The sequence below is a fragment of the Paracoccus cavernae genome, from assembly GCF_042430175.1.
Taxonomy (GTDB): Bacteria; Pseudomonadota; Alphaproteobacteria; order Rhodobacterales; family Rhodobacteraceae; genus Paracoccus; species Paracoccus cavernae.
This window is the reverse complement of sequence record NZ_JBHMDZ010000047.1, coordinates 137,637-163,627: the sequence shown is the minus strand read 5'-3', so window position 1 is coordinate 163,627 and position 25,991 is coordinate 137,637. Positions and strand designations below refer to the sequence as shown.

Sequence of the window (25,991 nt, the reverse complement as noted above, 5' to 3'; positions counted from 1 at the left end):
GCGGCGATGGGCACGGATACCAAGGGAAAACAAGAGCTTGATCCTGCTCTGGTCGCCCGCGCCCGTGTCTTCACCGACGAGGTTGCGCAATCGGTCTCGATCGGGGAAACCCAACATGCGGTCGCATCCGGCCTGATCGCCGAAAGCGCGATCTCCGAGCTCGGCGCGGTCGTCGCCGGCCTCCACGAGGGCCGCGGCACTGCCGAGGTGACGCTGTTCGACGGCACAGGCGTCGGCCTGCAGGACCTCGCGGTCGCAAACAAGGTCCTCGAGATCGCCATCGAAAAAGGCATTGCCCAAAAGGTCGAAATCTGACCCGTCCGGCGCGCGGAACACCCCCGCGCACCGAAACCGTTCCGGGAGGGGGGGGGGTGGGTCTTTGCGTTTTCTTAAAGCTTATATGCCAAAGCTTGACCCCGAGAGGGCGTTGATACGGCGGTCACCCTTTTCTCAGGGCAAGCGCGAAGGGGTTTGGGGCATTAAAGACAGAATGCGCGCGTGAAGCGCGCGGGGCAGAGCAATCCCGCATTGCGCTGATTGCGCACGCGCGGCATGGCGGCGTTCGCCCGGCAGGCGCGCGCCCTGATCGCGGATGCCGTTCAGGACGGTCTCGGCGGCATCCGTCCCGGAGGTATTGCCGAAAACGGCGGGGTTGAAGGCAATGATCAGCTCGCCATGAAGCGGTGCGGCACTGGCTCCCTGATCGAAAGCCGCCGATTGCGCGCTGGTGCGGTCGCCGATGAAGGGGCCTGCCATCAGCTCGATCATTGTGGCCAAAGCCGAGCCCTTGTGCCCGCCGAAAGGCAGCATTGCCCCCGCAAGCACGGCGGCGGGATCGGTGCTCGGACTGCCGTCGCGATCCAGCCCCCAGCCTTCGGGCAGGGTCCTGCCTTCGTTACGGTAAAGCGCGATATCCGCGCGGGCGGCGGCAGTCGTCGCGAAATCAAAGACATAGGGCGGCTGATCCGCGCGCGGCCAGGCAAAGGCCAAAGGATTGGTCCCCAGAATGCCCTTGCTGCCCCCCGCTGGCGCAACCCAGTCATGTGTCGGGTTCATCGACATGGCGGCGAGGCCGGCCTCGGCAATTTCCTCGACCACGGGCCAAAGCGCGGTCGAGTGAAAGCCGTTCTGCACCGCAAGTACCGCGATCCCCAGACTTTGGGCCTGAGCGATCAAGAGGGGCAGGCCGCGCTTGGCCGCGAGGACCGAGAAACCATATCCGGCATCGATGCGGATCATCGCCGGCGTCACCATCTCGGGTTGCGGATCGGCTGCGCGGTTGAAGCGCGGATGGGCCATGGTATCGCGCGTGCCCGGCAGGCGCTGGAGCCCGTGCGATTTGCAGCCGTCGCGTTGCGCCTTGACCAGCGTCTCGGCCATGGCTTCGGCCTGCGCGCGGCCAAGCCCGTCCGCGATCAGGAAATCCAGCGCGAGCGCGCGAGCCTCGGCCTCGCTGATCGTGATGTCGGATGCGTGATCGTGACCTGCCATTTTTCCCAGCCTTTTCAAACCCCGCGCAGTATAGGGCGCGGGCGGGCAAAGGACCACCGGCGCGGCCCCGCTCAGGCCGTGGCCGCGGCCAGCATTGCCGCGCGGGCCGCTCCGAAGGCGCCGGCGCGGTTGGCCAAAGCCGAAATCGTCAGGCTTGGCGGATGGAGGCAGTAGCGCGGCAGCGCCGCCTGCAATGCGCCGAGCACGCGCGGCTGGCTGCCGATCGAGCCTCCGAGAACCAGATTTTGCGGTGCGAGAACCGCGATCACCGCCTGGATCGCCTGCGCCAAAAGCTCTGCCTGCACCTCCAGGGCTGCGCCGAAAGCGGGGTCGCTACCGGCAAAAAGCGCCGCGAGATCATCCGCGCCGGTCCCGCCATGCGCGCGGTAGGCATCGCGCCAACCCGCGCCGCCGAGCCTGCTTTCCAGCGCGCCCGAGGCCCGCAATGCGGGATCGGCGGCATCCGCGCCAAGCGGCAGAAAGGCGATCTCGCCCGCGCCGCCGCGCCAGCCGCGCAGGAGCCTGCCGCCGTGGACAACCCCCATGCCGATGCCGGTGCCGATGGCGACGAAAGCCATGGGATCGCCGCCCGCGCCCAGCCATGACTCGCCCAAAGCGGCGGCATTGACGTCGTTTTCGAGCGCAACCGGCGCATCGAGCCTTGTGCGCAGCAGCGGCAGGAAATGGGTGCCCGCCATTTCGGCGATATTGGGAATGGCCGAAAGCGCGCCGTTTTCGGGATCGACCGAGGCCGGAAGGCCGACGCCGATCGCGACCCGAGCCGCATCCGCCCCGATTTCGGCGCAAAGCGTGTCGCGCATCAGCGCGATCTGGTCGGCCAGCGCGGCACCGCCCTGCGGCACGGTCGCCTCGCGGCTTTCGGCGAGAATGCGGCCGTCTGCATCGCATAAAAGCCCGTGGACCTTGGTTCCGCCGACATCGACGCCAAGGAAACTCTGGTGCTCCGTCATCCTCTTACGCCCGACCGATTGCTTTTTCCGACCGGCCGTCGAAGCGGTGGAGCTGCCCGCGCGCAAGTGATGCGGTGATCACGGTGCCGGTCTGCGGGATCTGGTTTCCGGGCGCGGTGCCGGTCACGCTTTGGCCCGCGACCTCGAAATGGACCAGGGTCTCGGAGCCCAAAGGTTCGACCGCCGTCACCGGACCCGAGACGGTCAGGACGGGATCGGCGACCGTCACTCCGATCTTCAGATCATGCGGCCGCATCCCGAGATAAAGCGGACCGCTTTCATCGACACCGTAACCCGCGCCGGCCTCGCCGCCGCGCAAAACGTTCATCGAGGGACTGCCGATAAAGCGCGCGGTAAAGACGTCGACGGGGCTTTCGTAAAGCTCGAGCGGGCTGCCCGCTTGCAGGATATGGCCGTCCTTCATCACGACGATGCGGTCGGCCATCGTCATCGCCTCGACCTGATCATGGGTCACATAGACGATGGTCGTGCCGAGGCGTTGGTGCAAGCGCTTGATTTCGATGCGCATTTGCGCGCGAAGCTGGGCGTCGAGGTTGGAGAGAGGCTCGTCGAAGAGGAATGCCGAGGGATCGCGGACCATGGCGCGGCCGATGGCGACGCGCTGGCGCTGGCCGCCCGAAAGGGCTGCGGGACGGCGGTCGAGATAGGGCGTCAGGCCCAAAATCGCGCCCGCTTCCTCGACCCGTTTGTCCTTTTCGGCCTTGGGCAGTTTCGAGGTATAAAGCCCGAAAGCGATGTTCTGGCGCACCGACATATGCGGATAGATCGCATAGTTCTGGAACACCATCGCGATATTGCGCGCTTTGGGGTCCATGTCGTTCACGACCTGATCGCCGATGCGGATCTCGCCGCCCGAGATCTCTTCGAGGCCAGCGATCATGCGCAAGGTCGTCGATTTGCCGCAGCCCGAAGGCCCGACGAGGACGACGAACTCGCCGTCCTTGATGCCAAGGTCGATGCCGTGGATCACATCGGTCTTGCCGTAGGATTTCACCAGTTTGCGAAGCTCGATCGTGGCCATCAGCGGGTCTCCAGAAGGGCGTTGAAGGCGGCGTCCAAAGCGGCGGATGCGCGGGCCTCGTGGTCTTGGCGGGCGCGCGCGCGGGTGTGAAGCGCGGCGAGCGTGTCGGAATAGGCGGCCAGTGCCTCGGCCATGGCGGCGGGGGCGGGGCCGCCGAAACGGTCGCGGACCGCGACGAAATGTTCGGGGCTGACGATTTCGGCGAAAGCGGCGGGATCAAGCGCGCTTTCACGGCCGGTATGGCGCGTAAACGCGGCGCGGAAGGGGGCAAAACCGCCCTCGGTCAGGCTGGTTTTGGCCGCGACAACCGCGCGGGCGGTATCGGCGGCGATCTCGTGGGCTTGGCGGAAGGACAGGTCCTCGCGGCGCACGAGACTGTCGGCAAGCTCGGTGATCGTGATGCAGGAGCGGTCGATGTTGGCGCGCACGCGTGCGTCATCGACCTCGACCTGAGTGATCAGCGCGGCCAGAAGCGGCAGGACGCGACCGGCAGTCGCGAAGGCCTGATAGCCGGCTTCGTGCGATTCCCCCTCGCTGTCGTTCATATCGGTGAAGGGGGTGTTGTGGACGATGTCGAGCATCACCCGCGCGCGCCCGACGGTCTGCGAGGAGAGGTGGCGCAGATGCTCGATCGGGACCGGATTGCGCTTTTGCGGCATGATCGAGGAAATCTGGACCAGCGCATTCGGAACGTGAAGCTGGCCGACCTCGAAAGCGGTCCAGAACTGGAAATCCTGCACCAAACGCCCGAGATGGAGGAACATCAGCTCCAGCGCGGAATAGGTCGCGGTGATGTAATCGACGGCCGCGATGCAGGAATAGCTGTTCCTTTGCGGCGCGGCGAAACCCAGAAGCCCGGCCACGCGGGCACGGTCGATCGGGAAGCCCGAGGTGGTGATCGCGGCCGCCCCCATCGAGGACAGATCGACCACGGCGCGCGCCGCCTCGAGCCGTTCGATGTCGCGGGTCAGGATCTCGATCGCGGCGGAAAGATAATGGCCGAAGGTCGTGGGCTGGGCGGGCTGGCCGTGGGTATAGGCCACGATCAGGGTCGCACGATCCGCGTCGGCTTTGGCGATCATCGCCGCCAAAAGCGCGGTCGCATCCGCCAAAAGCGCGTCGATGCGCGGCTTCAGCGCCAGTTTGAACAGGCTGTGGTCGATGTCGTTGCGCGACCGCGCGGTATGGAGCCTGCCGCCGAGATCGGGGCCGAGCCGCGCCTTCAGCTCGGTCTCGGTGAGGAAAAAGTAATCCTCGACCGCGCCGGTATAGGTCAGCGTCGCGGGATCAACCTCGGCCTCGATGGCTTTCAGTGCGCCCGCAATGGCCGAGGCCGCGTCGCGGGGCAGGATGCCGGTCTCGGCCAGCATCACCAGATGGGCGCGGTCGATCTTGCGGAAGCCCGCGACATGATGGGTTTTCGCGCCGTCGAAAAGCGGGCGCAAAACGGTGTCTTTATAGATCGGATCGGGGAAAACAGAATTATCTTCGCGAAGGGTCATCATTCAGCCTTTCAGCCCCGCCAGCATCACGCCGCGCACGATATAGCGTTGAAGAAGAAGGAAAATCAGCAAGGTCGGGATCGTGGCCAGCGCCGCGCCGGTCATGATCATCTCCCATTGGATCGACTGTTCGACCGCGAAAGAGGTCAGGCCGATCGGCAGGGTGTAAAGCTCGGGGCTGGTCGTGACGATCAGCGGCCAGAAAAACGCGGTCCAGTTGCCGAGGAAGGTGAAGATCGCCAGCGCCGACAAAGCGGGCGTGACCAGCGGCATGGCGATTTTCCACCAGATGGTGAATTCGTTCATCCCGTCGATCCGCGCGGCCTCGAGGAAATCGTTCGGAACGCCCTCGAAGAACTGTTTCATCAGGAAGGTGCCGAAAGCGGTCATCATGCCGGGGAACATGATCCCCCAATAGCTGTCGAGCCAGCCGAGATTGGCGCTCATCAGGTACCACGGGATCACCAGCATCTCGGTCGGGATCATCAGCGTCGACAGGATCGCGATGAAGACGAATTTGCGGCCGCGGAAGTCGAATTTCGCCAAAGTATAGCCGACGAGGCTGTCGAAAAAGAGGTTCGAGAGCGTGACGACGGTCGCAACCAGCATCGAATTGCCGAACCATTGCATGAAGCGCCCGTCCGAGAGCACTTTGACATAGTTGTTCAGCGTCGGCTCGGACGGGATCAGGCGCAGGTCATAGATCTGTCCCGCGGTTTTCAGCGAGGTCGAGAACATGAACAGCAAGGGCGTGACCATGATGACGCCGCCGATGAACAGCACCGTCCAGGTGACGATCTTGCCGGGGCTCAGGCGCGCGAAAGGCAGGTTTGGGGTGGCCGACATCGCTCAGCGCTCCTTCAGGATCCAGAGTTGCACGAGCGAGATCACGAGCAGGATGGTGAACAAGACCACCGTCTGCGCCGAGGCATAGCCCATCTCGTAGGAGGAAAACGCGGTTTGATAGATCATCAGCACAAGCGGTTTCGTTGAATTGAGCGGCCCGCCGGGGTCGATCGAGCTCATGTTGTAGACCTGATCGAAAATCCGCAGGAAGCCGATCGAGGAAAAGACCACAAGGAAAACCGTCGTCGGTTTCAGCAAGGGCAGGGTGATCTTGCGCAGGATCTGCCAGTCGTTGAGCCCGTCGATCTTGGCGGCCTCGTAATAGGTCGCGGGAATGGCGCGCAGGCCGGCCATGAAGATGATGATCTGAAAGCCCAGCCCCGCCCAGATCGCGGTGAAGGTGATCGAGGGTAGCGCCAGCTCGACGGAGCTCAGGAACGGGATCGGGCTGACCCCGATTTTGCCGAGTGCATTGTTGATGATCCCCGTCGGCGCGGGCTGGTAGAACCAGCGCCAGACCCAGGCCATAGCCGAAGCCGTGGTGATGAAGGGCAGGAAATACAGCGCGCGCAGGAACGTATGGCCAAAGCGGATGCGGTCGAGGAAATAGGCGATCACGAAGGCCAAGGCCAACGAGACCGGCGTTCCGATGATCAGATAGGTGAAAGTATTGCGGAAGACCTGCCAGAAGGCGGGATCCGCGAACAGGCGGCGGTAATTGTCGAGCCCGATGAATTCGGGATCCGACAGCAGGTCCCAATTCGTCAGCGACAGCCGGAAGGCGTCGAGCGTCGGGTAAAAGCGGATGACGCTATAGAACAGCACGGGCAGGGCGAGAAAGCCCCAGATCCACAGCAGCCGTTTGGTGCGCATCTTGAGGCCGCGTCGCGGGGCGGGCGGGGGCATGTCCGCTTGTGTCGGGGGCGCTTGCGGCGGGGAGAAAGCCTCGCTCATCCTGCATTCCTTTGCTTGGCTTCGGCCCGTTCGGCCCAGGCGAAAAGGGGCCGCGAACGGCCCCTTCTGCGGAGATTACTGGGCGAATTTGTCCAGAAGGGCCTGTTCGGCGGTCGCTGCCTCGGCGACGGAATCGGCGGGGCTTTGGCCCTGCAGCAGCACGCGGTTCACCATATCCGTGGTGATCTGGCGCTGCGCGTTTTCCTCCACGAAGCGGGTGGTATGGGCATAGTCGAGGCCCTTGAGGAAAGGCGCGGTGACCGGATTGGCAAGGTTCGCCTCGGTCAGCGCGGCGGCGCGGCGGGCGGGCAGCTCGCCAACCTCTTCCAGCCACAGCGTCATCGCCTCTTCCGAAGAGATATAGGCGAGGAATTTCTGCGCCGCTTCAAGCTCTTCGCCCGACGCGCCCGAACCGATCGCATTGGCGAAATAGGAGGCATAGTTCGACTGGACGCCATCGGCGCTTGCCGGAAGCTCGGCCACGCCCCATTCGAAATCGGTGATCTCGCGGAAGGCGCCAAGGCGGAAGGTGCCGTCGATGGTCATGCCCGCGCGACCCGCACGGAAAGCGGCCTGACCTTCGTCCATAAAGCCCGAAAGCCCGACTTTCTCGGAGGTCTGGAGGCCGGTGTAGAAGGCCAAAGCCTTTTCGCCCGCCGCATCGTTATAGGCGACCTTGCTGCCGTCGTCGGAATAGGGCGCGCCGCCGAACTGCCGCACAAGGATCTCGCGCCACCAATGGTGGTCCTGACCGGCCATATCAAGCGTGATGCCCTCGACCTCGAAATTGCCCGCCGCATCGGTCTTGGCGATTTTCTTGGCGGCCTCGACCATCTCGTCCAGCGTCTTCGGCGGCTCGGCGATGCCGGCTTCCTCGAAGAGCTTCTTGTTGTAGAACAAGGCCAGCGAGCGCACGGCGGTCGGCAGGCCGTAGTAATCCTCGCCGCGCTTCATCGCCGATACGATCGGGAAGAATTCCGCTTCGATCTTGTCATGGGGGAAAACACCCGCGTCCAGCGGCTGGATGACCTTGCCCTTCACGAACTGGTCGGTCCAGCCGTAGAACAGCTGCATGACGTCCGGACCCTTTTTCGCCATGGTCGCAGCCACGACGCGGGTCTGGTAATCGGCATAGGGGAAGGTCACCTGTTTGACGGTGATATCGGGGTTTGCCGCCTCGAAATTCGCGATCAGCTTGTCCATCGCATTGACGCGGGTTTCAAAGACATATTGCCAATATTCGATCTCGACCGCATTCGCGCCGGTGGCTGCGAACAAGGATGCGCCTGCCATCAGGCCCGCGAGGATGGTGCGTTTCATTTCTGGTAACCCCCTGAATCCGGGCTTGCGGCCCGCTTTTTCCCGTTTTTCCCGAGGGCCAAGGCAGCTTGTGCGGCTTGCTCCTCCACGCGTCAGGATTGTGACAATGGCGCGTGCTGTCAATAAGTAAATTAACTTGCAGTATTGCGCACGGGCTGGAACACTCCGCAAAGACCGCCCGGAACTGGTCGCAGGGCATGGCTTGTGCAATGTCTAAGGACTTGCCCGCAAAAGAATGAAAGCGCAGGAGAATTAGGTGGCCGTGAAAGACGAGATCGGACGCGGGCGCGGCGGGATCGGGAAGAATCCGGCGCGCTCGCGCGACCATAACCGCCGTGTCGTGCTGGACCTTCTGCGCCAGAACGGCCCTCAGGGCCGCAAGGAGCTGGCCGAGGCCACGCAGCTTTCGAGTCCTGCCGTCGCCAATATTCTCGACGAGCTGCTGGCGGAGGGGCTGATTCTCGATCTCGGGCGCCGCCGTGCGGGTCGCGGCCAGCCACCGCTCCATTTCGCGCTGAACCCCGAGGGCGCACATACATTCGGCTTCGAGATCGGGGTGAACGGCATCGTTACCGTCGTGCTCGATCTTCTGGGCAATCCGGTCACGCAGCGGCGCAGCGATCCCGAGAGTCTTGCGCCCGAAGATTGCCTGCGGCTTTTGCAAAGCGAGATCGCCGCGCTGCGGGCGGATGCGGCGGGCCAGCTTTTGGGGATCGGCGTCGTGCTGCCCGGCCCCTTTTCGACCGATGCGCAGCGTGCCGCCGATCCGACCACGCTGCAGGGTTGGGAGGATGTGAGCGCGCAAAGCTTGTCCGAGGCGCTCGGCCATCCGGTCTGGATGGAAAACGACGCCAACGCGGCCGCCTTGTCCGAGGCGCTTTTCGGCGCGGCGGCGCAGCTTCACCATGCGGCGGTGATCTATTTCGGCGAGGGCGTCGGTCTGGGCGTGCTCAACGAGGGCCGCCTGTTGCGCGGCGCCCGCGGCAATGCCGGCGAGATCGGCCATATTGTCACCGTGCCGAACGGACGGCCCTGTCCCTGCGGCCAACGCGGCTGTTTCGAGCGCTATGTTTCCCGCCACGCTTTGGCCGAAGCTCTGGGCATGACCCTGCGGCCGGGCGCGATCGGGCGGCTCTGGCAGGAGCAGGACCCGCGTCTTCTGGGCTGGATCGCCGAGGCGGGGCGCCATCTCGCGCCGATGGCCGCGATGATCGAAAACATGCTCGATCCCGAAAGCATCATCATCGCGGGGCAGTTGCCCGCGCCGGTGATCGAGGCGCTGATTGCCGCGGTGCCGCTTGTCCCCTCGGTCGCGGCCCATCCGGCGCGGGCCTTGCCGCGGCTCTGTCTGGGCCAAAGCGGGGCCTTCACCGCAGCGTTGGGAGCGGCGGCGCTGCCGCTTTACGAGGCGCTCACCCCGCAATCCTGGGTGGCCCAACCCGATAGCGCGCGCGGGGGCGAGGCATGAGACCCGAAATCACAGGCCGTGCGGGGCTTGCAAGGCTGCGCGACGAATTCCTTGCCAAGGGGTTGGAGCGCGCGCTGTCGCGGCTCGGCAATGTGAACCATTTTATGAATACTGGTGCGCATCCTGATGATGAGCATAGTATTTTTCTGTCATGGCTGCGCTTCGGGCGGGGGGTGAATGTCTCGATCGCCTGTTCGACGCGTGGCGAGGGCGGGCAGAATATCTCGGGGCCGGAACGCGGTGCGCGGCTCGGTCTTCTGCGCAGCACCGAGATGGAGCGCGCGGCCGCCGTGATCGATGCCGATGTGCATTGGTTGGGTTTTGGTCCCCAAGATCAGGTCTTTGACTTCGGTTTCTCGAAAAGCGGCGAGGATACGTTGGCGCGTTGGGGCGGCGCGGATGTGATGATCGGCCGCATGGTCGCGTTGTTTCGCGAAACGCGGCCCGATATCATCCTGCCGACCTTTCTGGATGTGCCGGGTCAGCACGGCCACCACCGCGCCATGACCGCCGCGGCGCTTGCCGCATGGCGGCTGTCCGGTGATAAATCTTATCATATATCTGATGCAACATTATGGGATAGCGCGAAATTCTACCTTCCGTCGTGGTCGGGTGGCGGCGCAACCTATGATGACGAACTGTCTCCGCCTGCCGCCAGCGTGACCGAGGCCGCGCAGGGCGTCGAGCCTTGGACCGGCGCAAGCTGGACCGCGATCGGCGAGGCTTCGCGGCTCTGCCATGCCTCGCAGGATATGGGCGATCCCTTGGCCGAGCGGGCGGAAAGCTGGGCGCTCCACCGCGTCGACGGGCCCGATGAAAGCGATCTGCTGGACGGTCTTCCGCAGGGGCTTGGCGATCTGGCGGAGAACTACGGCGGGCCTGCGCGATTGCGCGATCTCGGTGCGATTTTCGACGCCGCCCGAACTCTGCGCGGACCCGCGCTTCTGGATGCTTTGGGCGAGGCCGACCGTCTGCTCGAGGCGGCACAAGCCGCGCAAAGCAACCCTTTCCGCGCCGCCCACGGCCACCGCCTCGCGCGGCAAAAGCAGGCGCTCGATCATGCGATGCTGCTTGCGGCGGGGCTGATGCCCACGCGCATCGGCACGCGGGACGCTGTGCTGGCGGCGGGGCAGGAAACCCTGCTCGAATGCGTGCCTCGGGTAGAGGCCGAGATTTCCTATCATCTTCCCAAAGGGTTATCCGTTGCGGGGGAGCGTCTGATTGCTGATCCCGAATTATCCGCAGAATCTCCATTTTGTGCGGATTACCTTGTTTTGGGTGGTGGCTCTGCCCTTTTTGCCGGAATTTCCGCTGATATCGCAGGGCGTCGCTATCAGGCCAAACTGGATATCGATGCGCCGGCGCTCAAGCCCGCGGGGGCCGAGGATCTGGCCCAAAAGGATCTGATCTTGCGGCGCGAGGCGGGGGCGGTCGGCTGGCCGGTACCTCTCGATCTGCCGCAAGGGGTGACGCTTGACCCGCCGCTCGAGGCGATCACTACGGCGCTTCCCGATCCGGCGCGCCGCGCGATTGCGGCGGGGCGGTATGATCTGGTCCCGCGCCGCGACGGGCGGGCTTTGGTCGACTGGCAAGAGGCTGGCCGGATCGAAGGGCGCGCGCTCCATCTCGCCGCGCCGAGGATCCTGCGGCTGCTCGCGCTTGATCTCGCGCTGCCCGAGACGAGGCTCGGCTATATCGCGGGTTCGGACGACAGCCTGCCTTGGCTGAAGGCCGCGGGCTTTGCGCCGGAGCGCCTCGACGCGATCACCCCGACCACCGATCTGAGGCGTTTCGACAGCCTTTTGATCGGCAGCGTGGCCTTTGGTATGGTCGAAGGTCTGGCGCGGTCGGGCCCGCAGTTGCGTGCTTTCGTTGAGGGCGGCGGCAATCTGGTGACGCTTTACCAACGCCCAGATCAGGGCTGGAACGGCGAGACCATCCCGCCCGCGCGGCTGATGGTCGGCCAGCCCTCGCTGCGTTGGCGCGTAACGGATCCGGCGGCCGAAATCCGTATGCTCGCCCCCGATCATGCGCTGCTTGCCGGTCCAAACCGCATCGGGCCCGAGGATTGGCAGGGTTGGGACAAAGACCGCGGGCTCTACTTCGCCTCGGAATGGGACGCGGCCTACCAGCCGCTTCTGGCGCTGTCGGATGCGGGCGAGGCACCCTTGCACGGGGCGCTTGTGACGGGCCGGTTCGGGGCAGGACGGCACAGCCATGTCGCGCTCGGCCTGCCGCATCAGATGGCGGCGCTGGTGCCCGGGGCCTATCGCCTGATGGCGAATCTGCTGCAAAAGGCCTGAATCCGGCCGGTTTTTCCGGTGTTTCGCGCTTTGGCCTTGCGCAAGGGGCCAAGGGGGCATTGAAGGCAAAGGACTGTCGCGCGATCGCGGAGTCGTGACTTTCGAGATCATGGGGGGCAGAGGTGACGCTGCAACTGGCGCAAGAAACCGGCGGTGCCGGCAAGAACGACGGCGGCCGCGCCGCTTTTGTACTCGGGGCGATGGGGGCGGTCTATCTGGCCGCCGAGGCTCTGGGCTATCACATCAATGCGGTGGTGCTGGCGATCGTCGTGATGATCGCTTTGTGTCTGCTGCGGGTGCCGGTGGCGATTGCGATGATCGTCGCGGCGCTGCTTGGCGGGCTTCATGCGGGCCTCAGCGTCCCCGAGGCGAGCGCGGCGCTCAACGACAATCTGCTGGTCGGCGCGCAGGTCGGCATGACCTATGTCATGATCGGAGCCTTCGCCGTGGCGCTGTCGCGCTCGGGCCTGCTCGAGCTTTTGGCCGCGAAAATCTCGGCTCGGCTCGGCACCGATGCGGCGGCGACGGGGCGCGGGGTGAAATGGACGCTCTTCGGCCTGTTCATCGCGGCTTCGATCATGTCGCAAAACGCGGTGCCGGTGCATATCGCCTTCATCCCCGTGCTGATCCCGCCGCTTTTGGGGGTGATGAACCGGCTGCGCCTCGACCGCCGCGTCGTCGCCTGTATCCTCGCCTGTTCGATCTCGGCGAGCTACCAGCTGCTTCCGATGGGGTTCGGAGCGATTTTCCTCAATGAAATCCTGCTGGTAAATGCCAATCAGGTCGGCAATCCGCTTGGCCTGACCGTCACGGCAGAGATGATGCCGAAAGCGATGCTCCTGCCGGTGATGGGGATTTTGCTCGGCATGGTCGTCGCGATTTTCGTGACCTACCGCAAGCCGCGCGATTACCGCATGACCGCGCTCGCAGCCGAAAAAGCGGGCCCTGCCGTGCCGGTGATCCGCCCGCTGCAGCTGGTCGCGACCTTTGTGGCCATCGCGACCGCGATCTGGTGCCAGCTCGCCTTCGAGAACCTGCTTTTGGGCGCAATGCTCGGCTTTCTCATCCTTGCGGCGGCGGGGGTTTTCCGCTGGTCCGAGCAGGATGACGTCTTCACCCAAGGGCTGCGCATGATGGCGCAAATCGCGGTCATCATCACCATAGCCTCGGGTTTCGCGGGTCTTCTGACCGCCACCGGAGAGGTTGCGCCCTTGGTCGAGGCCTCGGCCGCGCTGATCGGCGACAACCGTGCTTTGGGGGCCGCGCTCATGCTGCTTGTCGGGCTGTTCATCACGATCGGCTTCGGCGATGCCTTTGCCTCGGTGCCGATCCTCGCGCCGATCTATGTGCCGCTTTGCCTTGCGCTCGGCTTTTCGCCTTTGGCGACGGTCGCGCTTCTGGGGGCATCGGCGGCGCTCGGGGATGCGGGTTCGCCGGCCTCGACCATTACGCTTGGCGCGACCGCGGGGCTGAATGCAGACGGCCAGCACGACCACATCAAGGATAGCGTCATCCCGACTTTCCTTCATGCCAATATCGGCATGGTGATCTGCGCCTGGATCGCGGCAATGGTGCTGTAAAGGCCTTCGCGATTGCGGCAAGGCGGCGGCGCGGCGGGCATGGTCCTGCCGCGCCGCTGTTCATTTCGGGGGCAGGGTGCTAGCTCGGGCCGCAGCATCACAAGCACAGGTCCGCCATGCACCCCCTAGCCCATGAGGCCCTTTGGGACCCCGCCAAAATCGACAGCGACTATAATGCCCGCGCCACGGTCAGCGTCGCCGAATTCGACGCCGAGATCGCGCGCTACCGTGCTGCCTCGGATGCGGCGCGAGGGAGCTGCGGACGCTTTCTCGATGTCGAGTATGATCGCGCAAGCGGCCAGACCATCGACATTTTCGGGCCGGAGGGCATGGGCGAGGGCGCGCAGGTTCCGGTCTTTATCTTCGTCCACGGCGGCTATTGGCGCGCCCTTTCCAAACGCGAAAGCGCGATGATGGCGGGGATGCTCGCCGCGCGCGGGATCGCGACCGTTGTCGTCGACTACCGCCTTGCCCCCGAGGTCGATCTGGCCGAGATCACGCGCGAGATCCGCGCCGCCACCGCTTTCGTCTGGCGCGAGGGCGCGCGTTTCGGGCTGGACCCCGCGCGCATCAGCATCGGCGGCAGTTCCGCCGGTGGCCATCTTGTGGGCGCGGTCATGGCCCCGGGTTGGCAGAGCGCTTTCGGTCTCCCCGAGGATGTGGTGAAATTCGCCATGCCGATCAGCGGTTTGTTTGAGCTTGCTCCGATCGCGCGCAGCTTTGCTCAGGCCTGGCTGTCGCTGGACGCAGAGGGTGTTGCGGCGCTCAGCCCGATGCGCCACATCCCCGCCAAAGGTTGCCCGATGGCCGTTGTCTGGGCCGAGGGCGAGCCTGCCGGTTTCCGCCGCCAATCGGGGGCCTATGCCGCCTTGTGGCGCGAAACCGGCGCCGAAGTCGCGGTGATGGAGGTTCCTGCCCGCAACCATTTCAGCATCCTGATGGATCTGGCCGATCCCGATCGGCCGATCTCGCGGCTGCTTCTGGCGGGGATCGAGGGGCGTGATCTGGCGCAGGCCGTCACCCTCTGACAGCGGTGTCCGCGTGGTTTCGGGCCTGCCGGAGCGCGTGTGATATTTCCAACATCTTGCGTCCGATGCGGCGCATTCCGGCCGCCGCGCCCCGCAAAACGGGCCGGCGGCCTTGTTGTGTGAATGTGGCAAATATTATCAAGATTTCAAAACAGGTTGTGATCAATATCTGATTTTCTTTCTAACTGTCATTTGCCTCTCGATTTCGTCTTTTGGTTGCGCTAGTTCTGGGTTGGTTCTGGATTGGTTCCAATCCGCGCCAGTGCCGCCGTCCGCCGTTTTCCGGTCTTTGCTTTTTGTCCTTCCGGTCCGTTTCGGCCGCCGCCGCCCCCTCTCGTCTCCCCGCCATTTCCGAGCCATCATGCCTGACGATCAACCGCGCCTCCCTTCTCCCGAAACCGTGGCCGACCCCGCCGCGGAAACCGCCGTGTCCTGCCTGCCCGAAGCGGGCGCGCCGAAGGGCGAAGTGTTCGCGGCCGAGCCGCCGGAAGCCGTGTCAGGGATCGGGGAGGAGATCGGGGCCGAGGACGCCCCGTCGGAAGTTGCGGCCACCGTGCCGGAGGTGGAGGAAGAGACCGCACCCCTTCCCGAAGCCGATCTGGTCCTGAGCCCTGTTCTGCGCGGCAAGGTCAATTTCGCGGCCGCACAGAACGGTGTCTCGATCCTGCGCGGGCTCTCGATCGCCAATCGCGGGCCCGATGCCGTGCAGGATGTCGCAGTGCACCTTTCGGCGACGCCCGCGGTTCTGCGACCCAAAAGCTGGGTGATCGACCGGATCGCGGCGGGCTCCGAGATCGCGCTTTCCGATCTTGCGACCAGTTTCGACACGGCGATCCTTTCGGGGCTCGACGAGGCCGAGATCGGCGAGATCCACCTCGCGGTGACCCTTGGCGGGCGCGAAGTCCTGCGCGAGACCCGTCCGGTCGAGCTTTTGGCCCGCGACGAATGGGGCGGGCTGGCCGAGATGGACAATATCCTCGCCGCTTTTGTCTCGCCCAACCACCCGCAAGTTGCGCGCCTGCTCAAGGAAGCGGGGCGGCTGCTCGAGGCGGCGGGCCATTCCGGTTCGATGGAGGGCTATCTTTCCAAAGACCCGCAGCGCGTCTGGATGATTGCGGGGGCGATCTGGTCGGCGGCGACGGGTCTCGGGCTGACCTATGCCGTTCCGCCCGCGTCCTTCGAGCAGAACGGCCAGAAGATCCGCGACCCCGAACGCATTGTCGCAGAGGGGCTGGCGACCTGTCTCGACAGTACGCTCCTGCTCGCGGCGGCCTATGAGGCGGCGGGGCTGAACACGGCGGTTCTGTTCTCGCGCGATCACGCCTGGCTCGGGGTTTGGCTCGTGCCCGAGGATTTCGGCAAACTGGTCGAACATGATGTGGTCGCCTTGCGCAAGGCTGTGGCCGCGCGCGATTTTCTGGCGATCGAGACGACGCTTCTGACCAGACGCCCCAGCATCGGCTTCGAACAGGCGGTCGAGGTGGGGCGCGAGTGTCTCGCCGAGGCGAAAGAGGCCGAGTTCGAGCAGGCGGTCGATATCAACCGTGCCCGCGCCGCCCGCATCCGCCCGCTTGCCAGCCATCGCGAGGCCGAAGCCGCCGAGGAAAGCGCCGATCACGGCGCGCCCGCCGCTTTGCCGCGCCCGCTCGATCTCGGGCGGCTGCCGGGCGAGATCAGCGACGAAAGCCCGACCACGGCGCTTGGCCGGATCGAGCGTTGGCAGCGCAAATTGCTTGATCTGTCGCTTGCGAACCGCCTGTTGAACTTCCGCGAGACGCGTCTGTCCCTGCCGCTGCTCTGCCCCGATGTCGCGGGGCTCGAGGACCGGCTGGCCGATGGCGACAGCCTGAGGATGCTTGCGCTTCTGGATGAAAATGCGGTTGCCGGCCGCGATCTTGCCCCCGAAGAGGCGCGCAGGATCGGCGAGGATCTCGCGCGCGACGCCCTGCTCAAGGGCCAGATCGCGGTTTCGCTGACCCAGCGCGAAATGGCGGGCCGCCTGACCGAGCTTTACCGCAAGGCGCGCAGCGATGTGGCCGAAGGCGGCACGAATACGCTGTTTCTCGCCATCGGTTTCCTGCGCTGGAAGCGGGTCGAAAGCGATCCGAAATCCTATCGCGCGCCCCTGTTGCTGATGCCCGTCAAGCTCGAGCGGCGCTCGGCGCAATCGGAGTTCCGCCTCGGCATGCTCGAGGATGAAATCCGCATCAACGCGACCCTGCTCGAATTGCTCAAGCGCGATTTCGAATTGCGCATCCCCGAGCTCGAAGGCGATTTGCCGCGCGACGACAACGGGCTGGATATCGCGCGCATCCTCGAGATCTTCCGCCGCCGCATCCGCGATGTCGCGGGCTTCGAGATTGTCGAGGAAACGGCTCTATCCACCTTTTCTTTCGCGAAATTCCTGATGTGGAAGGATCTGGTCGACCGCACCGACCAGCTGCGCGAAAGCGGCCTCGTGCGCCATCTTGTCGACAGTCCGACCGAAGTTTTCGCGGGCGCGACCGAGCCGATGCCCCGTCCGCGCGATCTTGACGAGCGCCATGCGCCTGCCGATCTTCTGACGCCGCTTCCGGCCGACAGCTCGCAGCTCGCGGCGGTTCTCGCGGCGGCGGAGGGGCGCGATTTCGTGCTGATCGGTCCGCCCGGCACCGGCAAAAGCCAGACGATCACCAACATCATCGCCGACCAGCTCGGGCGCGGGCGCACGGTCTTGTTCGTCGCCGAAAAAGCGGCGGCGCTGGATGTGGTGCAACGCCGGCTCGAGCGGCAGGGTCTGGGCGCGGCGGTGCTGGAGCTGCACTCCAACAAGGCCGACCGCAAGAAGGTTCTGGGCCAGCTCGGCCGCTCGTGGGAACGCGCCACCCATGCCGGCGAGCAGGGCTGGATCCGCGTGACCGAGGATCTGCGCATCAGCCGCGACCAGCTCAACGCCTATGTCGCGGCGCTGCACCGGCGCGGCACGCAGGGGTTCAGCGTTTTCGAGGCGATCGGGCAGGTGATGGGGGCGGACGTGCCGCAGCCTTTCGCTTTGGCCTTTGCTGGCAAGGATTGCCACGACGAGGGCAGCTGGCACGCCTTGCGCGAACTCGCGGCGGAGCTGGGCCAGCGCCATGCCATCGTGGCCGATCTGCTGGCTGATCCGGCGGCGGGCAAAGCTTTGGCGCTCGTGGATGCGGGCGAATGGTCCTTTGGCTGGCAGGACCGCATTCTCCTGTGCGCGGCCGATCTGAGGCTTGCGTTGCGCGCGCGTGATCGGGCGCGGGAGGCTTTGGGCGCGGCGCTCGGCTGTGGTGCGGCTGAGGCCACGGGCGACGGGGCGACGGTCGCCTTCCTTGACGCTCTGCCCGCCGCGCGGCTTGATCACCCCGCCGTGCCCGAGGCCGCTTTGGCGCAACTCGCGGCTTTGCGTGCGGCTTTGGCCCCCTTGGCTGCCGCCGTGGCCGAGGCTCGGTCCGCGCGGCAGGCCCTGCGTGCGCGCTATTGCGACCAGACGATTGCAACCATGCCGCTCGAGGCGCTCGATCTGGGCTGGCGCGAGGCGCAAAGCAAGATCTGGCCTCTCGGCGCTTTGGCCAAAACCAAACAGCGCAAATTGCTCCAGACCTATGCCGAAAGCGGGCAGGCCGATCCCGAGACCGATCTGGCCGCCCTGCGCCGGCTTGCGCCGCAGCTTGCGGTGATCGCGCAGAGCCCGCTTGCCGTTCTGCCCGAATTCGCCGGAGAGGGCAGCGATCCGGCGGCGCTGGATGCCGCGCTTGCGCGGCTCGAGGCGCATGGCGCCCTGATCGCGCGGCTCGAGGCTTTGACCGGCAGTAGCGCGGGGCTTTCCGCCGCGACCCGTTCGGCTTTGGCAGAGGCCGGAGGAGGCGATCTGGCACCTGTGCTTGCGGCGTTGCAAAACGCGCAGGCCGACGCCTCTGCCGCCAGTGCCGCTTTCGTCGCCGCGGGCGGCAAGGTCGGGGCCGATGGCGCGGCGCTCGATGCGGCTCTTGCGGGGCTGGACGCGCAAAGCGGGCGTTTCGGCGATTGGATGAAATGGCTCGCGACGCGGGCGCGGGCCGAGGCTTCGGGTCTCGCCCCGCTGGTGCGCGCGCTGGAAGACGGCGCGGCGATCCCCGATACCGCCGGGGCTTTCGGGCGCGCCTATGCGGCCTGGTGGCTGCGTCTCGCGATGGACGCCGAGCCGGAGCTGCGCGGCTTTGCCCATTGGGAACACGAGGCTTTGGTGGTGCGCTTCCGCGCGCTCGATCAGGCAATGACCGAGCAATCGGCGGCCGAGGTCATGCGCCGTCTGGGCAACGACCTGCCCGCGCGCGACAGCGTGCCGCGCAAATCCGAGCTGGGGGTCTTGCGCCACCAATTGGGCCTGCAACGCCCGACCGCCGCGATCCGCAACCTGATCGCGGAAATGCCGACCAGCTTTCCCAAGCTCGCGCCCTGCGTGCTGATGTCGCCGCTGTCGGTCGCGCAATATCTGCCGCCCGGTCAGGCGCTGTTCGATCTGGTGATCTTCGACGAGGCCTCGCAGATCTCGACCTGGGACGCGATCGGGGCGATCGCGCGCGGGCGTCAGGCGATCATCGTGGGCGATCCCAAGCAGCTGCCTCCGACCAGCTTTTTCGCGCGCAACGACGACAGCGAAAGCGAGCTTGCCGATGTCGCGGAATTCGAGCGCGACATGCCCTCTATCCTCGACGAGATCGGCGCGGCAGGGGTGCCGACCCATCGCCTGAACTGGCATTACCGCAGCCGCGACGAGGCGCTGATCGCCTTTTCCAACCATAATTACTACGACGGCGGGCTGGTCACTTTCCCCTCGCCCGATGCATCGGGGCAGGCGGTGCGTCTGCACCGCGTCGCGGGGACCTATCTGCGCGGTCAGGGCCGCACCAACCCCGAAGAGGCGCGCGCGATCGTCGCGATGATCCGCAAACGGCTCAAAGCCGCGCTGGCGCTGCCCGAGGACCGTCGTCCGACGCTTGGCGTGATTACCTTCAACGCGCAGCAGCAGGGGCTGATCCTTGACCTTCTCGATGCCGAGCGCAAAGAGGATCCCGCGCTGGAATGGTTCTTCTCGGATGACCGCGAAGAGCCGGTGATCGTGAAAAACCTTGAAAACATTCAGGGCGACGAGCGCGACATCATGTTGTTCTCGATCACTTTCGGGCCGGATCTGGCAGGAAAGCTCACGATGAATTTCGGCGCGCTGAACGGGGATGGCGGCGAGAAACGCCTGAACGTGGCCGTGACGCGCGCCCGCGCCGAGCTGCATGTTTTCAGCTCGGTCACCGCCGACCGCATCGATCTCGGCCGGACTTCGGCGCGGGGCGTGCGCGATCTCAAGGCCTTCCTCGATTTTGCCGATTGTGGCGCGGTTGCGCTGGCGGCGCAGGATCAGGGCTCGCTCGGAGGCGCGGATTCGCCCTTTGAAGAGGCGGTGCGCGATGCTTTGGAGCGCAAGGGCTGGGAGGTTCACGGCCAGATCGGGGTCTCTGGCTTCCGCATTGATCTGGGCGTGCGTCACCCCGATTTCGCGGGGGTCTGGCTGGCGGGCGTCGAATGTGACGGCGCGAGCTATCACGGCTCGGCCACCGCCCGCGACCGCGACCGCATCCGCCAATCGGTGCTGGAGGGGCTGGGCTGGACCATCCTGCGCATCTGGTCGACCGACTGGTTCCGCGCCCCGCAAGAGGCGGCGGGCCGGATCGACACGGCCCTGCGCGCGCTTTTGGAACAGGACCGCGCCCGCCGTCTGGCCGAAGACGAGGCCCGCGCGGCAGCAGCTTTGGCTGAAGCCGAAGCCGAAGCGGAGGCAGCCGAGGCCGCTAGGGCGGCAGCGGATCTGGCCGGAGTAGAGGTTGATGATGCTGAAGCGGAGGCTGATGCCAAAGCTGCTGCCGTCGAATGCATCGCTGTCGATGCGGCGGAACCTTTGCCCGAGTTGCCGGAAGCCGCGAGCCCTTGCATTGGAAACCCCGAGGCCGGGGCTCTCCTGCCGGAGCCCGAAGCACTGCCGCAGGAACCCGAGGGGCAGAAATTCGCGGCCCCCTTTGCCACGCCTGCCGCCATGCCCGCCGCTTCTTCTGCCGCTGCGCCGATGGCCGGGCCGGAGGCCCCGACCCCGAGCCTTCCCCCCGAGGGCGCGCCCGATCCCGAGCGCTTCTTTGACGCCGAATACAGCCCCCGTTTGGGCGCTTTGATCGCCGCGCTGGTTGCGGCAGAGGGGCCGATTACCGAGCAGGCCCTGGCGCGGCGCATCGCGCAAGAGCACGGTTGGCAGCGGACGGGTGCGCGCATTCAGGCGCGGGTCGCCGATTTCCATGCGGGGCTGGATGACGGCATCGAAGGCGAAATCCGTTTCCTCTGGCCCGCGGGCGGGATCGCCAACCGCATCCCCTACCGCGGCCTTGCGGGGCGCAACCTGCGCGAGATTTCGCGGGCCGAGATCGCCGCGCTCGAGGATCTCCATGCCGCGCGGATCGCGCAAAGCGCGGATCCTTTGCAGGAACTGGCGCGGCTGATGGGGATTGCGCGGCTTTCGGGCGATGCGCGCGACTATCTGGGCGCCTGCCGGATCTGGCGCGCGGACAATCCGGCCTGAGCAGCGGGCGAAACGAGTGCGGGGGCGTTTGATGCGCCCCCGTCCAATTCTCCGATCCTGAAGAAATTATGATTTTTATCCAAGAATTTCGCGCAGGATGCTCATGTAGATTTCAGCCCCTCTGGCGATGAGATCATCGGGGAAATCGAAATCGGGATTGTGCAGCGCGCGGCTGTCCTCGCCCGCGCCCAGCATCATCAGCGCCATGCTCGCCGCCTTGCCGAAAGAGCCGAAATCCTCGGAGCCGCGCAGCGGCAGCGAGAAGGGACCATGCGGCACGCCGATCGCATCAAGGGCGCGGGCGACGATTGCCACCGCCTCGGGGTTGTTGTCGCAGGTGACGAAAATATCGTCGTAAGCGATCTCGAGCGCGAGCCCTTCGGCCGCTGCAATCTCGCGTGCCAGCGTCTCGGCCGCGGCGACGAGCGCCTCCATTTTCGCGTCGGTCAGCGCGCGCAGCGTTGCGAACACCTGCGCCTCGCCCGGCGAGACGCCGAAAGCGGGGGCGCCCATCTCGGCATGGGTGATGGTGACCAACGTGAAATCGGGATTGCTGGTCGCGACCGAACCATTGGCCAAAGCGGTCAGCGCCGGCATCAGCTTCGAGACCGCGACCATCGGCGAGAGGCCGGTTTCGGGCTGCGAAGCATGGGCGGTCCTGCCGGTCAGCCGGAACTTCACCCCGCGCGAGGCGCAGCAGGCAGGACCGGCAATCACCGCGACCTGCCCGAAGGCTACGCCCGGCATATTGTGGATCGCGAAGGCGTAATCGGGCTGGAGCGGCGCGAAAGCCGGATCATTGACCACGAGATTTGCGCCCGAGCCGTCCTCTTCCGCGGGCTGGAACATCAAAACGACCGAGCCTTTCGCAGGCCGCGCCCGTCCCAGCAGCCGCGCCATCGCCGCGAGGATCGCCATATGGCCGTCATGGCCGCATTGATGGCCCTTGCCCGCGACGGTCGAGCGGTGCGCGCTGCCGGAGAGATCCGCGATCGGCAGCCCGTCCAGTTCGCAGCGCAGCAGCACGCGCGGGCCGGCAATGCCGCTGTCGTAAAGCGCCGCGACACCATGCCCGCCCAGACCGGAGACGATCGCGTCGGGCGCGGTGTCGCGCAGCATCGCGGTCACGGTCGCGGCGGTGCGCTCTTCCTCGCCGGAAAGCTCGGGATGGCGGTGCAGGTCGCGCCGCCATTCGGTCAGCTCGGCAATATCGGCATTGCCGAGGCGGGGCGGGGTGCCGGTGGTGGCCATTACAATTTCTCCGCGGCTTGTGCGTAGCGCCCGATCATGCCGAACAGATCGCGCGGATCATCGGGATCGGCCAGCATATCGAGAAGTTGCAGATCCTTGCGCCCCGCGATCCGGTCCTTGAGATAGCGCAAGGCGCTGAAATCCTCGGTTGCGAAACCGACGGAATCGAACAGGGTGATCTGCTTTTCGCTGGTGCGGCCCTGCGCCTCGCCGGTCATGACCTGCCAGATCTCGGTGACGGGATGGTCCTCGGGAAGCTGCTGGATCTCGCCTTCGATCCGCGTCTGGGGCGGGAATTCGACGAAGATGTCCGAGCGGGTCAGGATGTCCTTGTGGAGCTCGGTCTTGCCCGGGCAGTCGCCGCCGATCGCGTTGATATGGATGCCCGCGCCGACCATGTTGTCGGTCAGGATCGTGGCATATTGCTTGTCGGCGGTGCAGGTCGTGATGATCTGCGCCCCCTCGATCGCCTCCTGACCCGAACTGCAGGCGACGACCGTCAGCCCTTTGCCGGCAAGGTTGGCGGCCGCTTTGGCGGTGGCCTGCGGGTCGATGTCGTAAAGGCGCACGGTATCGATGCCGCAGATCGCCTTGAAGGCGAGGCACTGGAATTCCGATTGCGCGCCGTTGCCGATCATCGCCATGGTGCGCGCACCCTTGGGAGCAAGATATTTCGCCACCACCGCAGAGGTTGCGGCCGTGCGCAGAGCGGTCAGGATGGTCATTTCGGTCAGCAGCACCGGATAGCCGGTATCGACATCCGAAAGCACGCCGAAAGCGGTGACGGTCTGGCGGCCGGCCCGGAAGTTCTTGGGGTGGCCGTTGACGTATTTGAAACCGTAGCTGCGTCCGTCCGAGGTCGGCATCAGCTCGATCACGCCTTCGGGCGAATGGGCGGCGACGCGCGGGGTTTTGTCGAAGAGCGGCCAGCGGCGGAAGTCCTCTTCGACATAGGCCGCGAGCTCGATCACGGTTTCTTCGATCCCGCGCTCGAGCAGCAGCTTCATCATCATCTCGACGCTGACGAAGGGCACGAGGCTCATCGGGCCGGGGGTGGGCAGTGTCATGGTTTCCTCCTCAAAGGCGGCCTCTTCCGGGGCCGCAACCGGGGTCGCGATGCGGGCGCGCCCACCCGTCCGGCACGATTACGGGGCCAGTTATGGCGGCAAGACTAAGCAAGGATTTTAGGTCTGTAAACTGTTAACAGTTGACAGAAGGGGCGCGATCATGAAGTCTCCACATCTGCCAGAGGTTCAAAATCCTGCAAAAGGCGGGTCGGACCGATCTGAAAGGGGGGCGGATGTACAAGGATATGGTGACGCGTGTGCAAAGCGGCAGCCTTTCGACGGCTGTGCGCGACGAGCTGATCCGGCTGATCACCACTGCCGTTCTCAAACCGGGCGACCGGCTCAACGAGGTCCATCTGGCCGAGCAGCTCGGCGTGAGCCGCGGCCCCGTCCGCGAGGCGGCGCGCGAGCTTGAAGGGCTGGGCCTGACCATCAGCCGCCCGCGTCAGGGCTTTTACGTCGCCGATTATTCCGATGCCGAGATCATCGACATCTACGAGGTCGGCGCCTGGGTCGGACAGGCCGTCGTCCATGATTTCATGACCTATTCCGATCTTGCGGCGCGGCGCGAAATTCTGGCCGACATCGCGACGATCAGCCGTGCCTCGACACAGGCTTTCTCGGAAACGCTTCTGGCCTTCCGCCAGCGTTTCGTCGCGCAAATCCACAACCGTTACCTCGCCGAGCACGCGCTCTCGCTGTACCGCCGCTATTATATCGTCGCCGCGCTGATCCGCGCCGAGGACGCCGCCGGACGGATCGCGCGCATCATCGACACCCAGCAGGCGCTGTGGTCGGCCATGGCGGCAGACGACCGCGCGCTGGCCGAGCGCATCATGGCCGAGGATGCCGCCTACTGGATCAAGGACGTGCCGCCGCGCTTTCACAAAAGCCCGTCGGGAGACAGGCCCGAAGGCACGCAGGAAAACCCGTCGAAGGACAGGACGACCCCCGTGGAGGCGGGGCAGGCCGGACGCTGATCCGCGCCGTGATTTCGGTGCAGGAGAGCGGCCCCGCGCATCCTCCCTGCTCCGTTTCTATGAGGAGAGAGACCCGAAATGAATGGAAACAGGGCGATCTGGAAAGATACGCTGGTTATCGGATTTGCGATGTTCGCCGTCTTTTTCGGCGCGGGAAATCTGATCTTCCCGCCGCAAATCGGCTTTGCGACGGGCACCGAATGGGGGGTGGCGCTGCTCGGGCTGATGCTGACGGGCATGTTGCTGCCGGTTCTGGGCGTCATCGCCATCGGCCTTGGCGGCGGCAGTTTCGAGCGCCTGACCCGCCCGATCGCGCCCTGGTTCGGCACGGTTTTGATCTTTACCACGATGATCGCCATCGCCTGGCTGATCACCATCCCGCGCACGGCCTCGGTCGCCTTCGAGAGTGGTCTCCAGACGCTTTGGCCCGCGCTTGATGCCACGGTCGGGATGCGCGTTTTCGTGCCGCTCTACTTTGCCGTCTCGCTTTATTTCGCGATCGACCGCTCGCGGGTGATCGACAAGGTCGGCGCGGTCTTGACGCCGGTTCTTCTGGCCTTGCTGCTCGTGATCGTGGTCTGGGCGGTGTTCGATCCGCTGGCCGCGCCGGTCGAGACCGCCGAGGCCGCACCGTTCTACCTGGGCTTTACTACCGGCTACCAGACCGGAGACGTCTTCACGGGGCTGCTGTTCGGCATCCTTTTCCTCAATGCGATCCGCGCGCGCGGCTATACGGAGGGGCGCGATTTCCACAAGGTCCTCGCGGGGATTGCCGCGGTCACTTTCGCGGGGCTTTTCGTGGTCTATGGCGGGCTCGAATATCTCGGTGCGACCGGCAGCGGGATATTTGATGCGGGGATCTCGCATTCCCAGCTGCTCACCGGCCTCGTGGAGGCGCTTGCGGGCAAGCTCGGCGCGAACCTGCTCGGCGTCGCCGTGCTGCTGGCCTGTCTCACGACCGCTGTCGGCGCGACCGCGGTCATGGCCGAATATATCGCGCAATGGAGCCGCGGCCGCATCAGCTATCCTGTGTCCGCGATCATCACGACGCTGGTCGCCGCCGCGCAATCCTTTGGCGGGGTGGATTACATCATCCGCATCGCGGGACCGATCTTCATGCTCTTCTATCCGGTCGGCATCTGCATCGTGCTTTTGGGGCTGGCCTCGCGGCTGTTTTGCAACGACGGGATCTGGAAGGGCACCGCGATCGCGGCGCTCCTGATCGGGGCCTATGACTGCCTCAGCATCCTGTCGGGCATGACGGGCTTTGCCATGCCGCAGCCTCTGGTCACGGCTTACGGCCATATTCCCTTGTCGGATATGGGCTTTGCCTGGGTCCTGCCTGCGATCCTCGGCGGGCTCACCGGCGGGGTTCTCTGGCGCGCGAGCGGTCGCGAAAGCCAGGGCAACCGCCCCGATGCGGAGCCCCGCCTGCCGGCCTGAGCCGCAGACATTACGCATCTTTGGTCACGATCTGGGGCGCTTTCGGGCGCCCTTTTTCACGGCGCGAAGCGGGGAGGCCGCGCCCCTCCTGCAGCGTTCGCCCCGGTTATTCCCGCGCATTTGCTGCATTTCTATACGAAA

16 protein-coding genes and 1 pseudogene are annotated in these 25,991 nt (G+C 65.5%); 8 read left to right on the top strand and 9 right to left on the bottom strand.

What is annotated here, in order from left to right:
• Positions 1–315: pseudogene (locus ACFFUC_RS16715) on the top strand (ornithine cyclodeaminase family protein); the annotation flags it as partial.
• A gap of 135 nt (positions 316–450) precedes the next feature.
• Here the strand turns inward: ACFFUC_RS16715 and ACFFUC_RS16710 are convergent.
• The 7 genes from ACFFUC_RS16710 to ACFFUC_RS16680 all read right to left on the bottom strand — a co-directional run bounded on the left by ACFFUC_RS16710 (position 451) and on the right by ACFFUC_RS16680 (position 8,126).
• Positions 451–1,491, bottom strand: coding sequence for an Ldh family oxidoreductase (locus ACFFUC_RS16710; protein WP_377688011.1), 1,041 nt, complete (start codon positions 1,489–1,491; stop codon positions 451–453).
• Between the two features lie 71 nt (positions 1,492–1,562).
• The gene (locus ACFFUC_RS16705) at positions 1,563–2,462 is read right to left on the bottom strand and encodes an ROK family protein (RefSeq protein WP_377688010.1); all 900 of its coding nucleotides are present in this window, start codon (positions 2,460–2,462) and stop codon (positions 1,563–1,565) included.
• A 4-nt stretch (positions 2,463–2,466) separates the two neighbouring features.
• Positions 2,467–3,504 carry an ABC transporter ATP-binding protein gene (locus ACFFUC_RS16700; RefSeq protein WP_377688009.1) on the bottom strand — a complete coding sequence of 346 codons (1,038 nt, stop codon included), beginning with the start codon at positions 3,502–3,504 and terminating at the stop codon, positions 2,467–2,469.
• Entirely contained in the window at positions 3,504–5,006 is a 1,503-nt protein-coding gene (gene argH, locus ACFFUC_RS16695; RefSeq protein ID WP_377688008.1) for an argininosuccinate lyase, read from the bottom strand. Before argH ends, ACFFUC_RS16700 begins: the two co-directional genes overlap by 1 nt.
• Positions 5,007–5,009: 3 nt before the next feature.
• The gene (locus ACFFUC_RS16690; protein WP_377688007.1) at positions 5,010–5,852 is read right to left on the bottom strand and encodes a carbohydrate ABC transporter permease; all 843 of its coding nucleotides are present in this window, start codon (positions 5,850–5,852) and stop codon (positions 5,010–5,012) included.
• A gap of 3 nt (positions 5,853–5,855) precedes the next feature.
• On the bottom strand, positions 5,856–6,806 hold the full coding sequence (locus ACFFUC_RS16685) for a carbohydrate ABC transporter permease (RefSeq protein ID WP_377688006.1): 951 nt from the start codon (positions 6,804–6,806) through the stop codon (positions 5,856–5,858).
• A 75-nt stretch (positions 6,807–6,881) separates the two neighbouring features.
• Positions 6,882–8,126 (bottom strand): sugar ABC transporter substrate-binding protein, encoded by a 1,245-nt coding sequence (locus ACFFUC_RS16680; protein WP_377688005.1) that lies wholly within the window; start codon positions 8,124–8,126, stop codon positions 6,882–6,884.
• A gap of 256 nt (positions 8,127–8,382) precedes the next feature.
• On the opposite strand from ACFFUC_RS16680, the gene ACFFUC_RS16675 reads away from it, so the two are divergent.
• From ACFFUC_RS16675 to proA, 5 genes are all read left to right on the top strand, one after another.
• A complete protein-coding gene (locus ACFFUC_RS16675; protein WP_377688004.1) occupies positions 8,383–9,594 on the top strand; it encodes an ROK family transcriptional regulator in 1,212 nt (403 codons plus the stop codon).
• Complete coding sequence (locus ACFFUC_RS16670) at positions 9,591–11,897, top strand: PIG-L family deacetylase (protein ID WP_377688003.1); 2,307 nt, start codon at positions 9,591–9,593, stop codon at positions 11,895–11,897. Before ACFFUC_RS16675 ends, ACFFUC_RS16670 begins: the two co-directional genes overlap by 4 nt.
• A 122-nt stretch (positions 11,898–12,019) precedes the next feature.
• Positions 12,020–13,477, top strand: coding sequence for a Na+/H+ antiporter family protein (locus tag ACFFUC_RS16665; RefSeq protein ID WP_377688001.1), 1,458 nt, complete (start codon positions 12,020–12,022; stop codon positions 13,475–13,477).
• Positions 13,478–13,593: 116 nt separating this feature from the next.
• On the top strand, positions 13,594–14,505 hold the full coding sequence (locus ACFFUC_RS16660) for an alpha/beta hydrolase (RefSeq protein ID WP_377687999.1): 912 nt from the start codon (positions 13,594–13,596) through the stop codon (positions 14,503–14,505).
• A 361-nt stretch (positions 14,506–14,866) separates the two neighbouring features.
• Positions 14,867–21,109, top strand: a complete 6,243-nt coding sequence (gene proA / locus ACFFUC_RS16655; protein ID WP_377687997.1) for an anti-phage protein ProA — start codon at positions 14,867–14,869, stop codon at positions 21,107–21,109.
• Positions 21,110–21,184: 75 nt separating this feature from the next.
• Here proA and ACFFUC_RS16650 read toward each other — a convergent pair whose 3' ends face one another.
• A complete protein-coding gene (locus ACFFUC_RS16650; protein ID WP_377687995.1) occupies positions 21,185–22,360 on the bottom strand; it encodes an amidohydrolase in 1,176 nt (391 codons plus the stop codon).
• Complete coding sequence (gene ocd / locus ACFFUC_RS16645; protein WP_377687994.1) at positions 22,360–23,427, bottom strand: ornithine cyclodeaminase; 1,068 nt, start codon at positions 23,425–23,427, stop codon at positions 22,360–22,362. The genes ACFFUC_RS16650 and ocd overlap by 1 nt, the downstream gene beginning before the upstream one ends.
• Before the next feature lie 233 nt (positions 23,428–23,660).
• Between ocd and ACFFUC_RS16640 the strand changes: the two genes are divergently transcribed.
• Both ACFFUC_RS16640 and brnQ read left to right on the top strand, forming a co-directional pair.
• Positions 23,661–24,407, top strand: a complete 747-nt coding sequence (locus tag ACFFUC_RS16640) for a GntR family transcriptional regulator (protein WP_377687993.1) — start codon at positions 23,661–23,663, stop codon at positions 24,405–24,407.
• Positions 24,408–24,485: 78 nt separating this feature from the next.
• Entirely contained in the window at positions 24,486–25,850 is a 1,365-nt protein-coding gene (brnQ, locus tag ACFFUC_RS16635; RefSeq protein WP_377687991.1) for a branched-chain amino acid transport system II carrier protein, read from the top strand.
• Positions 25,851–25,991: the final 141 nt, after the last annotated feature.